Raw genomic sequence first — 12,449 nt, 5'->3', positions numbered from 1 at the left:
AGTAGATAAACCATTAATAAACAAAAACCCCTTTCCGTTACTACGAAAAAGGGGTTTTAGATATTATTTGATTTCCTTACCATTTTTGTCAAAAAAATGATATTCAAGATATGTGTAAGCATCTCTAGGTAAAACTTTTACCCATTTTTTGTGTTCTAAAAACCATTTAGAACGTACTGATGGAAACCCTTTGGTTAAAAAGGCTGCTATAAAAGGATGTGCATTTAAGGTAATCTTTTTATAGTCTTTTTTGAAAAGTCTTTCGAGGTCTTGGGTAATTTTTTGAACCACTTTAATTGGTGCTTCAATCTCATTACCTCCACCATTAGGATTCTCTTCTTTGGTTTTAATATTGCGTTCTGGGCGAACACGTTGTCTGGTAATTTGTACCAAACCAAATTTACTTGGTGGCAAAATTTTATGCTTTGCCTTATCATCATTCATTTCGTCACGAAGATGATTATACAATTTTTTTCGATTCTCTGCTTTTCCCATATCAATAAAATCGACGACAATAATTCCTCCCATATCACGTAAACGTAACTGACGAGCAATTTCTGAAGCAGAAATTAAATTGACTTCTAAAGCAGTGTCTTCTTGATTTTTTTCTTTGTTAGATCGATTACCACTATTAACATCAACTACATGCATCGCTTCGGTATGTTCTATTACCAAATAGGCTCCTTTTGCCATAGAGACTGTACGACCGAAAGATGTTTTTATTTGACGCTCAATACCAAACTTTTCATAGATTGGCACGCCATTTTTATACAACTTTACTATTGATTCTTTAGCAGGTGCAATTTCTTGCACATAATCTTTAATCTGTTCATAAAGCACTTCGTCATCTACTGTAATACTTGTGAATGAATCATCAAAAATATCTCTTAATATTGAAGAGGCTTTGTTCATTTCACTCAACACCTTACTAGGATGATGTGCTTTATTTATTTTTTTACACATTGCTGTCCATCTATTCAGCAAATTCTGTAAATCTTTGTCGAGTTCGGCAACTTTTTTGCCTTCTGCAACTGTACGAATTATAACACCAAACCCTTTAGGTGTTATGCTTCTTACCAAACGTTTTAAACGTTCTTTTTCTTCTTTAGATCCAATCTTTTGAGAGATTGAAATACGATCAGAAAATGGCACTAAAACAATATAACGACCAGCAATAGATAACTCGCTACTAATACGAGGTCCTTTGGTTGAAATGGGTTCTTTTACAATTTGTACTAATAGAGATTGATTTGATTTTAACACGTTAGCAATGCTTCCGTTTTTATCAATATCTTTCTCAAACTGAAAATTTTTCAGTAAAAAATCGGTATGTCTACCTGCGCTTACACGTTTAACGAATTTTAAAAGTGAAGGTAATTTTGGTCCTAAATCATGATAATGCAAAAACGCATCTTTTTCATAACCTACATTAACAAATGCAGCATTTAAGCCTGGAACTGCTTTTCGTATTTTGGCAATAAATATATCACCAACCGAAAAGTTGTTATCATCTTCATCTTTGTGTAACTCGATAAGTTTTCCATCTTTTAATAAGGCAAAATCAACAATATCAGAACTCGATCTTATAATCAATTCTTTTTCCATGTTGTTAATTTTAATCTATCTCGATTCATTTCGAAACAGATGGATTTTATTTTGACACAGGATGTTTAAATCCAGTAAATTCATGCATTACGAAGGTAAAACGTAATAAAAACTCATGAATTTTATATCAAAGAACGTTGTTTTTAAAAACCGAGAAAGTAGTTAAAAAACTACTTTCTCAATTTATTTCTTTTTGTGACGATTAGCGCGTCTACGTTTTTTACGCTTATGCGTCGCTACCTTGTGTCTTTTTCTTTTTTTACCACTTGGCATAAATAAGTCTTTTTAAATTAATATTTCTTTTAATGTTTTAGTTGACCTCAACATTGGTCTTAACACCTTCAACAAATACTTTTGCAGGTTTAAATGCAGGAATATTATGTGCAGGTATTTTTATTGTTGTATTTTTTGAAATGTTACGTCCAGTTTTTTCAGCTCTAGTCTTTACAATAAAACTTCCAAAACCTCTAAGGTACACGTTATCTCCTCCTTCTAATGAAGATTTTACTTCTTCCATAAATGTTTCAACCGTTGCTTGAACATCTCCTTTCTCAATTCCTAATTTATCAGAAATTTTAGCTACTATATCAGCTTTTGTCATTGTTATTAATTTTTAGGGTTATCTATTAATTATAAGGGATGCAAATATAGGTAATTTAATTTCAATATTTCAAGCGTAATTAATTAAAATTTAACCTTGTAAAGATTTATTTTTGCCTTAATTAAATAAATTCTATGGAATTTAAGAAAGTTTTAACTAATTGGTATTCAATAAATAAGCGAGTTCTTCCTTGGAGAAGCACCAAAAACCCATATCATATTTGGTTGTCGGAAATTATCATGCAGCAAACTCAAATTAAACAAGGATTACCTTATTATAATGCTTTTGTTATCAAATTTCCAACAGTTTTTGACCTTGCAAATGCTTCAGAGCAAGAGGTTTTAAAGCTGTGGCAAGGACTTGGTTACTACTCAAGAGCACGAAATTTACATGCTTCTGCAAAATATGTTGCAAGTGAACTAAATGGTGTTTTTCCTTCAACATATTCAGATCTCTTAAAACTAAAAGGTGTTGGTGATTATACTGCAAGTGCTATTGCTTCAATATGTTTTAACGAACCTACTGCTGTTGTAGATGGAAATGTGTATCGCGTATTATCACGTTACTTTGGAATTGAGACTGCTATAAATTCTACTCAAGGCATTAAAGCGTTTAAAACGCTAGCATCTTCACTAATAGACAGTCAAAATCCTGGTGATTATAATCAAGCCTTAATGGAATTTGGCGCAATACAATGCAAACCTAAAAACCCAAACTGTACTGAATGTCCTTTAAAAGATAGTTGTGTTGCGCTTCAAAAAAATAAGATTGATTTGCTTCCTGTTAAACTGAAGAACACTAAAGTTACTAAGAAACATTTCAATTTTTTAGTTCTTATCTCTTCAGAGAAGTACACCATTTTCGAAAAACGACATTCAAAAGGTATCTGGCAAAACTTATATCAATTTCCTTTAATTGAAACTGACCAAGAATTAGTTACTGATGGTTTCAAAACACATTCTAAAATTGATTCTTACTTTAAGAATATCAAGTTTGATTATAGTTTATACAACACCAAAGCGATTGTTCACAAACTTTCGCACCAGCATTTATATACTAAGTTCTGGATTATTGAGGTTGACAAACTTCCAAAACAAGGCATTCCTATTTCAGAAATAAAAACCTTTCCTACTCCAATTGTGATTGGAAATTTTATTGATGAATTTAATTTCCTTATTTAAAGAACTCACAAATTTTTCATACTTTTAATACTAACATTACAAATTGTTTAATTTTGTAATATTAAACTACAAATAACTATGTCTGGAACATTAAATAAAGTGATGCTAATTGGGCACTTAGGAGATGAAGTGAAAATGCATTATTTTGATGGCGGAAATTGTGTTGGACGATTTCCTTTAGCCACTAATGAAACCTACACCAACAAACAAACAAACGAGCGTGTTACCAACACAGAGTGGCATAATATTGTTGTAAGAAACAAAGCTGCAGAAATTTGCGAAAAGTACCTTTCTAAAGGTGATAAAGTCTATATTGAAGGCCGACTAAAAACTAGAAAATGGCAAGACGATAAAGGAAACGATCGTTACTCTACCGAAATACAGTGTACTGATTTTACATTTTTAACGAATAAAAATGAAGCTTCTGCTGGACAATCAAATGCTAATCAGCAAACGTCTAATACAACTTCGCAACCTATTGCTGAAGACAATGATGATTTACCATTTTAAACATTAAAATTATTTATTTTGGATCCTGAACCCTCGAGTTTTATACTTTTAATTTTATCTGGTCATTCAGCCTTAGTTTCTGGATTAATCTTACTTATCATTTTATTGTTTTGTTCTGCACTTATTTCTGGTGTTGAAGTGGCTTTGTTTTCGTTAACTAAATCTGATATTGACACAGGTTTAGAGGAACAGCCCAAAGCATTTTCAATCATATCAAAACTTTTAGAGCGTCCTAAAAAATTATTAGCAACCATTTTAGTTGCCAATAACTTTATCAATATTGGCATTGTTATTTTGTTTGCTTATTTAGGTGAGCACTTATTTCATTCTATAGAAGTAGCTTGGATGCGTTTTCTACTTGAAGTCGTTGTAATTACCTTCTTAATTTTATTGTTTGGTGAGATCATTCCAAAGATTTATGCCAGCCGAAATCGTGTTAAGTTTTCAATGTTTATGGCTTTACCTCTAAAGGTACTTGATGTTATTTTCTCACCTATTAGCATGCCTATGCGATTTGTGACGTTGGCTATTCATAATCGTTTAGGAAAACAAAAATCTAATATAAGCGTCGATCAATTGTCTCAAGCTTTAGAATTAACTTCTAATAGTGACACTACTATTGAAGAGCATAAAATTCTTCAAGGTATTGTGTCTTTTGGAAACACAGACACAAAACAAGTTATGCGACCTAGAATGGATATTTTTGCGCTTCATGAAGATCAAAAATTTAGTGAAGTTATTGAAGAAATTACCAAAAATGGCTATTCAAGAATTCCTGTATATAAAGATAATATCGATACAGTAACTGGTATATTATATGTAAAAGATTTGTTGCCACATATTGATCGTAAACAATTTGAATGGACCACTTTACTTCGTGAGCCATTTTTTGTACCAGAAAACAAGAAATTAGATGACTTAATGGTCGAGTTTCAAGATAAAAAAGTGCATTTAGCTGTTGTTGTTGATGAATATGGAGGCACTTCAGGATTGGTGTCTTTAGAAGATGTTATCGAAGAAATTGTAGGTGATATTAGTGACGAGTTTGATGATGACGATGTCATTTACACTAAAATAGATGATAAAAATTTTACGTTTGAAGGTAAAACAACGTTAAAAGATTTTTATAAAATTATAAATATTGAAGACGAATCGGTTTTTGAAAACCATAAAGGTGAAGCCGAAACGATTGCTGGATTTGTATTAGAAATTTCTGGAATATTTCCTAGATTGAGAAGTAAAATAAATTTTAAAAATTACGTTTTTACTATAGAAGGTATTGAAAGAAAACGCATCAAAGACATTAAATTTACCATCTTAGACTAATAAAATAGCGTTTAAATTCGTTTAGTTATATCTATCAAATCAACTTATGAAGAGATTACTTTTATTATGTATTATTTTATCGTGTGTAGCTTGCGGAAGCGATCCTATTCCGAAGCCAAAAGCCATGCTAAGATTAGATTATCCTGAACCAAAATATAAAGGTGTAGATATTAGACTTCCATTTACATTTGAAAAAAATGAATTAGCAGATCCTATTACAAAAATAAAACTTGATGGTGTTAATAACATTTATGCAGTAGACATCGAGTATCCGAAACTAAAAGGAACTGTATATCTCACGTATAAAAAAGTAAAAGAGAATAATCTAACAAACTTACTGCGAGACGCTCAAAATCTAACACAAAAGCACACCATGAAAGCCGATGAGATAGAAGGTGACATTTATGAAAACCCAAAGAAAAAAGTTTTTGGAATGTTTTATGAAGTTGGAGGAAATGCTGCTTCGCAATCTCAGTTTTATGTTACAGATAGTATCAACCACTTTTTAGTGGGTTCATTATATTTTTATGCCAAACCTAACTACGATTCTATTTATCCTGCAGCTGTATATCTAAAAAATGACATCAAGCATATTATGGAAACTATTGAGTGGAAAGAATAAAAAAACCTTCCTAATATTAAGGAAGGCTTTTCAAATCAACTTAACTAACTCAAATAAACTTAAAAATTATATCTTAAACTTACGTTCCAAGTTCTACCATAGCCAAAACGACCATTGTTACTAGTATTTACGCCTTTGTAATTTTCTTCTGGATTAGCAGACATTGGTGTATTACCCGAAACAGATTCTAAATACACCTCATCAAATACATTGTTTACATTCACTCTAAATTGCAATGATTTGCTTTTATCTTTTCCTAAAAGCATTTTATAGCTGAGTCCTGCATCAACTGTGTCGTATGACGGAAGAGCAATTGGGTCTACTGCTAAAGAACCCGTAGAGTAAAAATCGTTATACCAATTCCAGGTTCCATCAACACTAAATCTTGGTAAAAACTCATAGATAAAATTAGCACCTGCTGTTACTTGAGCTGCTCCACCAACTTTAAATCCGTCAATATCTAATTCCGTAGAACTTCCTATTTCGTTTCCGTCACCATCAAAAGTTCTTTGAGTTGCTTTATCTGCAAATTCCCACTGCCCTAAAGCAACATATCCATTAACCTTTAAATTTTCAAATGGTCTGGTAAACACTTCTAATTCGATACCTTGGTGTACTTGTTTAACTCCTTGAGTTTGGTATCCTTCGTAATCTGGAGACTCTTGTTCTTCACCATTATCACTTAATAGTGTTCTCTTATCCCAAATAGTATGATATAAGTTTATGTTTGCAGAAACTTTACTACCAGCAAATTGATATCCAGCTTCAAAACCAGTAATAGTTTGGTTCTCTACTTCTGGATTAATCAAATCGTTCGAGTTCCTAGTATTCACAAACAAATCATCATGAAATGGTTGACGCGAATAAAACCCTGCATTCACAAAAACCTTATGACTGTCATTTATTGCATAAGCTGCACCTGCCTTTAAATTGTAACCAATATTAGATACTTTTTTAGACTTTTCAGACACACCTTCTTCTTCAGTAAAAAAGAACTCTTCTCGTTGATGATCTTGATTAGATAAGGCACCTTGAAAGAATGCCGAAACCTTATTTTTAGAATATTCTAATTGGCCAAACATTCCATAATAAGTAATAACCTCTTCATAGTCTCTATCCATCCGTTGATCGTGATCTGTGTTTGGGTTAAAAACCATATTCCACGGGTTAATACCTCCAAAAGAGTCTGTAATTCTATACGTTCCTGAATAACCACTTGTCACTTCTACAGAAGTTGTAGAACCCACAAATTCATTTACACCTCTAAAGTGGATTCCGTTATAGGTACGAATATCTGCTCCAACATTTAAATTTAAAGTTTCTGAAAGCTCATTATTATAATTAGAAACTAAACCAAACCAATTGTGGTTGTTATATGATCCTCTTACATAACCATTACCATCACTATCAATTCTTTCAGAAGCAAAAGCTCCACGACCAATAGATCCATACAATACAGATGACAAAGATGATTTTTCATTAATGTTCCAATCCCAAGACAAGTTTGCTACTGGTTTATGGTAGATGTTACGACCTCCAGGGTAACGCTTACCTCTTGGTCCGTCTAAAGTGTTTGAACTATTCACATTACCTTGGTTCCAGCTGTTGTATTTTCTACCATTCTCTAAAAAGTCTTTAATTGTACCACTTCCTGCAGCGGCATGCCATTGAGGCGCTCCCGTCAACAAAAAGTTAAAGGTGTGTGATTCGTTTGGTTGGTATCCAACTGATAAAAAATAGGTTTGTCCTTGTCCATGTGTATAATTAACATAACCATCACCTTGCCAATGCCCTAACATCGCTGAGAAAGACCAACCTTTTTCATTCTTTCCTGTAGAATAATAAGCTGAAGTTTTTGTGTAATCATCATTAGCAATCATTTGTTGAAAGAAACCTCCTCTTTTGTTATCGATGGTTTTAGTAACAATATTTACTGTACCACCTACAGAAGAAATAGCTAACTTAGATGACCCTAAACCACGTTGAACTTGAATAGCATTAGCAACATCTAATACTCCAGACCAATTTGACCAATACATTTTTCCATCTTCCATTCCGTTGATAGGTTGACCATTTAGTAAAAATGCGGTGTTAGTTTGATCAAAACCACGTAAAAACATTTGACCATCTCCAAATCCACCAGATTTTATATTCTGAACTGAAGGAGTAGATTTTAAAACCTCAGGTAAATCCCAGTTTCCAGCTTTTTCTTGAATTTCTCCTCTTCTTATTGTCGAAACTGCAACTGGTGTTTTTCTATCTTCTGCTAAATCTATTACGCCAGAGCCAACAATTACAATTTCGTCTAATGCATTATCAGCTTCCAGTGTTAAAGTCCCAAAGTCTTTTGAACCATCAAAGTTTAAGGTAATACTTGTGAATCCAACATAAGAAATGACTATAGTCCCACTTTTAACTGTTGCTTGTAAAGTGAAATTCCCATCAAAATCAGTACTGGATCCATTTGAAGTTCCCTTTTCTACGATGTTAGCTCCTGGCAAGGGAAGACCATCAGCTACTACAACACCTTTAAGAGTTGTTTGCGCCATTACAGTTGTAGTTATGCATAATGCCACAAAACATAAAATCTGAGTAATTTTTTTCATCGTTATCGAATTTAATTTTTGCAAATTAACTTCGATATAATGACAAAAAGTTTACCGTAATGTTAATGAATTGAAAATATAGAGTTGTGTTTCTCTATGTTTTTAAACACTTATTTAACTGTTTTATAATGTTTCAATAATTGCTGAGTTGAGGCATCATGCGAATTAGAAATATTAGCTTCATTCAACTCCGTTAAAATGGTGTTTGCTAATTGTTTCCCTAATTCGACACCAAACTGATCGTAGCTAAAAATATTCCAAATAATGCCTTGCACAAAAATCTTGTGCTCATACATGGCAATTAGCTTTCCTAAACTTTCTGGAGTAAGTTTATCAATTAAAATTGTTGTCGTTGGCTTGTTGCCTTCAAATACTTTAAAAGGTATTAACTCTTTTATTTTCTCTTCGGAAAGGCCTTGCAATTTTAATTCTTGAACAACTTCGGCTTCAGATTTACCATTCATTAAAGCTTCGGTTTGAGCAAAGAAATTAGACATCAACTTATCTTGATGATCTTGATTTTTATGAAGGGATTGTGCGAAACCAATAAATTCAGCAGGAATTAATTTTGTGCCTTGATGAATGAGTTGAAAAAAAGCATGTTGCGAATTGGTTCCTGGTTCGCCCCAAATAATGGTTCCTGTTTGGTAGTTTATTTTATTTCCGTTTCTATCAATACTTTTTCCATTACTTTCCATAATCCCTTGTTGAAGATAGGTAGCAAACTGATTTAAGTATTGCGAATATGGTATTACTGCTTCACTTTCGGCATTAAAAAAGTTATTGTACCAAACGCTCAAAAGCGCAGAAATAACTGGAATATTTTTATTAAAATCTTCGGTTTTAAAATGCTCATCCATTTTATGAGCACCTAAAAGTAATTTTTCAAAATTATCAAAACCAATAGCTAAACTAATTGACAAACCTACAGCACTCCAAAGTGAAAATCGTCCGCCAACCCAATTCCACATCGGGAAAATATTAGCTTCATCAATACCGAAAGCTTTTACTTTTTCAATATTGGTAGATACTGCAACAAAATGTTTAGATATTGCTTCAGTTGGAGCATGTTTTAAAAACCATGTTCTAATCGTGTTAGCATTAGACAAAGTTTCTTGCGTTGTAAATGTTTTAGAAACTATGGCAAACAGTGTGGTTTCAGGATTTAGATTTTTAATGACTTCATTCACATGATCACCATCAACATTACTTACAAAATGCATGTTAAGATGATTTTTATAAAACGACAAAGCATCTACAACCATTGCTGGACCAAGATCTGAACCTCCAATTCCAATGTTTACTACATCAGTAAATGGTTGTAAGTTATAACTCTTTAACTCGCCATTAATAACTTTATTTGAGAAGTCTTCAATTTTATGTTTAACCTCATAAATTTCAGGCATGACGTTTTTTCCATCTACCAATACTTCGGCTGATTTTGGGTTGCGCAATGCTGTATGTAGTACTTCGCGACCTTCCGTTTTATTAATAATTTCGCCATCAAAATACTGCTTTATTGCATCTTTTAAATCGACTTCATTTGCCAAATCAATTAATAAGTCAAGTGTTTCTTCAGAAATACGATGCTTTGAAAAATCTACAAAAAAATCTTCCCATTGTAAGGTCAAGTCATTTGCTCTATTGTGATTTTGAGCAAATAAATCTTTTATATGTGTGTTCTCAATAGATTTAAAATGCGCCTGCAAATTAGTCCAAGCCTTAGTTTTCGTTGGATTGATCGTTTTTAATGCCATTATTGAATTTTGGAAGTTAACACATCATCTTCAGAAGGAATCGTTATAGCATTGTCTTCAAATTGAATGTTATCTAACCGTTCTTTTATTGGCTTGATAAATTCTAAGTATTTTACTTTTAAACTATCTGAAATAGGTTCGGCTTCTGGTAATTTTTGTTTAAATGGATCTACTTGTTTTCCATTTTTCCAAAAACGATAGCACACATGAGGTCCACCAGTATTGCCTGTCATTCCAACCCAACCGATCACATCGCCTTGCTTTACAAAATCTCCTTTTTTAACGTTTTGAGCTTTCATATGAAGGTATTGTGTACTGTAAGTCGCATTATGTCTTATTTTTACATACTTACCATTTCCTCCACGACGAGTTGACTCTGTTACAGTTCCATTTGCGGTTGCTAAAATTGGAGTTCCTATTGGAGCGGCAAAGTCGGTTCCTTTATGAGGTCTCAATTTATAGCCATAATACTTAATACGTCGATTAAGATTGTATCGAGATGAAATTCGACTAAACTGAACTGGAGCTTTCAGGAAAGCACGTCTTAGATTTTTTGCTTCTTCGTTGAAATAATCTTTGATACCTTTTACAGAATCTGTTTCAAATTCAAAAGCGTAAAACGCATCCTTATTATGTTCAAAATAAACGGCTTTTATTTCATTAACACCTGTATAAATTGAATCATCAATATATTTATCAGTATAAATCACTTTAAATCGGTCGCCTTCTTGAAGTCTTCTAAAGTCAATCGTCCAAGCATAAATTTCATCAGCCATTTTATATGCAAGTCTAGGACTAAGTCCTTTTTCTTCCATAAGCATAGAAATACCACTTCCTTTTGGAATTATGCCAGTTGCAACTTTCTCAACAAATTTAATAGGCTTTCGACTAGTGTATGCATGAATAGAATCTTGAAAATTAATAACCACATAATCTTCTAATGAAGGTTGATAAATAAAACACTGTGGTGTTTGTAATGAATCGTTAGCACAAAGTAAAGTATAAGGTTTACCAACTTGCAATCTTCTAATATCGAAACTGTCTTTTGCTTTTTCGGCAATATTAAATATACGTGGATAACCTATATGATTACGTTCTAAGATTTCTCCAAAGCTATCGCCTTTTCTTATGGTGTCTTTTTTAACAATATAATCTTCTAAAACAAAACCAAATTCTTTTAACGGTTCAGGTTCGACAAAGGTTTGTAAGTTTTCTTTTTCTGTTTTTTTATCGGCATCTTTACAAGACCATAAACCAATACAGATAAAAAGTGCTATTAATAGTTGTTTTGGTTGCATTAATTAGTTCTATAAATTTTCTCCCCAATTTTTTAGTTCATCTTCGCTCCAAAGTTCAGGAAAAAATATTCGTCTTTGATATTTAGGATGCATGTATTTTTTCCAATCGCTTCCTCCTGTAGCTTCGCCATCACCAAGACCACTTTCAATATAATGCTTTGCAGCGTTATAATGTGCCATTACCCAAGTGATATTAACTGTGTAATCATAATGCCTCATTGCTTTTACTAAATCGGCATCTTTTTGATCAGCTTCGGGAAGCTCCTTAAAACGTGTCCATAAATTTTTAGTATTGTAGGTTTGCATGAATCGAATAAAGTCGCCTTTATATCGTTTTTCAAAATTTACAAGGAGTGTAGATTTCTTACCAGTTTTATAATCTTTTCCTGCGGCTTGCCAATACAAATGCTCAAAGGCATGCTCGAATGGTGTATTTCTGTCTATGGTTGCTCTAAATCTAAAATCGATGAGATTGATTAGCTCAGTTGAGGCAAATTCAATCATTCTATATTGTGCGCTTTGAAATCCGCTAGCTGGTGTAAGTGTATAGCGAAATTTCATATACTGTTCAACTTCCATACCATGTTGCATGATATTAAATGATGTTGTCAACATATCAAAATAACGACTAATACGCATCAATTTATTTTCAAAAAACTCAGCACTTAAATCTTCTTTTTCAGCCACTTGTTGAATTTCCCAAAGAATCATTTTAAACAACAACTCATTTATTTGATGGTAGGCAATAAATACCATTTCATCAGGAAGTGTCGTACGTTGTATTTGAAGATTCAGCAATGCATCTGTTTGAATATAGTCCCAATATGTAATTGGCTTGCTGTAAAGCAAGCCATATAAATGATCGTCTGTGTCTTGGTCTATTTTTGTATACTTATCTTGTATTTGCTTAAGTATATCATCAAACTTGTTAATGTCGTCCATA

At 32.6% G+C, this 12,449-nt stretch carries 10 protein-coding genes; 4 read left to right on the top strand and 6 right to left on the bottom strand.

Annotation, left to right across the window (positions count from 1 at the left end):
* Window positions 1–63: 63 nt before the first annotated feature.
* Together ACP15M_RS07915 and ACP15M_RS07910 are read right to left on the bottom strand one after the other, a co-directional pair.
* Window positions 64–1,605, bottom strand: a complete 1,542-nt coding sequence (locus tag ACP15M_RS07915) for an Rne/Rng family ribonuclease (RefSeq protein WP_425076651.1) — start codon at window positions 1,603–1,605, stop codon at window positions 64–66.
* A gap of 310 nt (window positions 1,606–1,915) precedes the next feature.
* Window positions 1,916–2,206: an HU family DNA-binding protein gene (locus ACP15M_RS07910; protein ID WP_028870804.1), complete on the bottom strand. Its 291-nt coding sequence runs from the start codon at window positions 2,204–2,206 to the stop codon at window positions 1,916–1,918.
* A 134-nt stretch (window positions 2,207–2,340) separates the two neighbouring features.
* On the opposite strand from ACP15M_RS07910, the gene mutY reads away from it, so the two are divergent.
* From mutY to gldD, 4 genes are all read left to right on the top strand, one after another.
* Entirely contained in the window at window positions 2,341–3,387 is a 1,047-nt protein-coding gene (mutY, locus tag ACP15M_RS07905) for an A/G-specific adenine glycosylase (protein WP_425076650.1), read from the top strand.
* A gap of 78 nt (window positions 3,388–3,465) precedes the next feature.
* The gene (locus ACP15M_RS07900) at window positions 3,466–3,897 is read left to right on the top strand and encodes a single-stranded DNA-binding protein (RefSeq protein WP_425076649.1); all 432 of its coding nucleotides are present in this window, start codon (window positions 3,466–3,468) and stop codon (window positions 3,895–3,897) included.
* Between the two features lie 18 nt (window positions 3,898–3,915).
* Entirely contained in the window at window positions 3,916–5,223 is a 1,308-nt protein-coding gene (locus tag ACP15M_RS07895; protein ID WP_425076648.1) for a gliding motility-associated protein GldE, read from the top strand.
* A 46-nt stretch (window positions 5,224–5,269) separates the two neighbouring features.
* Window positions 5,270–5,845 carry a gliding motility lipoprotein GldD gene (gene gldD / locus ACP15M_RS07890; protein WP_425076647.1) on the top strand — a complete coding sequence of 192 codons (576 nt, stop codon included), beginning with the start codon at window positions 5,270–5,272 and terminating at the stop codon, window positions 5,843–5,845.
* A gap of 59 nt (window positions 5,846–5,904) precedes the next feature.
* On the opposite strand, the gene ACP15M_RS07885 is transcribed toward gldD, so the two are convergent.
* The 4 genes from ACP15M_RS07885 to ACP15M_RS07870 all read right to left on the bottom strand — a co-directional run bounded on the left by ACP15M_RS07885 (window position 5,905) and on the right by ACP15M_RS07870 (window position 12,448).
* Entirely contained in the window at window positions 5,905–8,451 is a 2,547-nt protein-coding gene (locus tag ACP15M_RS07885; protein ID WP_425076646.1) for a TonB-dependent receptor domain-containing protein, read from the bottom strand.
* A 110-nt stretch (window positions 8,452–8,561) separates the two neighbouring features.
* Window positions 8,562–10,208: a glucose-6-phosphate isomerase gene (gene pgi, locus ACP15M_RS07880; RefSeq protein ID WP_425076645.1), complete on the bottom strand. Its 1,647-nt coding sequence runs from the start codon at window positions 10,206–10,208 to the stop codon at window positions 8,562–8,564.
* A complete protein-coding gene (locus ACP15M_RS07875) occupies window positions 10,208–11,506 on the bottom strand; it encodes a peptidoglycan DD-metalloendopeptidase family protein (RefSeq protein ID WP_425076644.1) in 1,299 nt (432 codons plus the stop codon). The genes pgi and ACP15M_RS07875 overlap by 1 nt, the downstream gene beginning before the upstream one ends.
* A gap of 9 nt (window positions 11,507–11,515) precedes the next feature.
* The gene (locus tag ACP15M_RS07870; RefSeq protein ID WP_425076643.1) at window positions 11,516–12,448 is read right to left on the bottom strand and encodes a tryptophan 2,3-dioxygenase family protein; all 933 of its coding nucleotides are present in this window, start codon (window positions 12,446–12,448) and stop codon (window positions 11,516–11,518) included.
* Between the last annotated feature and the right edge of the window lies 1 nt (window position 12,449).

The sequence above is a fragment of the Psychroserpens sp. S379A genome, assembly GCF_049800755.1.
GTDB lineage: Bacteria > Bacteroidota > Bacteroidia > Flavobacteriales > Flavobacteriaceae > Psychroserpens.
The sequence above is the reverse complement of the archived record's forward strand: the minus strand, read 5'-3'. Positions and strand labels throughout refer to the sequence as shown.

Bases quoted from the DNA above. Each gene is read 5' to 3' on its own strand.
- ACP15M_RS07875 (WP_425076644.1), bottom strand. From the start codon at position 11,506: ATGCAACCAAAACAACTATTAATAGCACTTTTTATCTGTATTGGTTTA.
- ACP15M_RS07910 (WP_028870804.1), bottom strand. From the start codon at position 2,206: ATGACAAAAGCTGATATAGTAGCTAAAATTTCTGATAAATTAGGAATT.
- pgi (WP_425076645.1), bottom strand. From the start codon at position 10,208: ATGGCATTAAAAACGATCAATCCAACGAAAACTAAGGCTTGGACTAAT.
- ACP15M_RS07915 (WP_425076651.1), bottom strand. From the start codon at position 1,605: ATGGAAAAAGAATTGATTATAAGATCGAGTTCTGATATTGTTGATTTT.
- ACP15M_RS07870 (WP_425076643.1), bottom strand. From the start codon at position 12,448: ATGGACGACATTAACAAGTTTGATGATATACTTAAGCAAATACAAGAT.
- ACP15M_RS07900 (WP_425076649.1), top strand. From the start codon at position 3,466: ATGTCTGGAACATTAAATAAAGTGATGCTAATTGGGCACTTAGGAGAT.
- gldD (WP_425076647.1), top strand. From the start codon at position 5,270: ATGAAGAGATTACTTTTATTATGTATTATTTTATCGTGTGTAGCTTGC.
- mutY (WP_425076650.1), top strand. From the start codon at position 2,341: ATGGAATTTAAGAAAGTTTTAACTAATTGGTATTCAATAAATAAGCGA.
- ACP15M_RS07885 (WP_425076646.1), bottom strand. From the start codon at position 8,451: ATGAAAAAAATTACTCAGATTTTATGTTTTGTGGCATTATGCATAACT.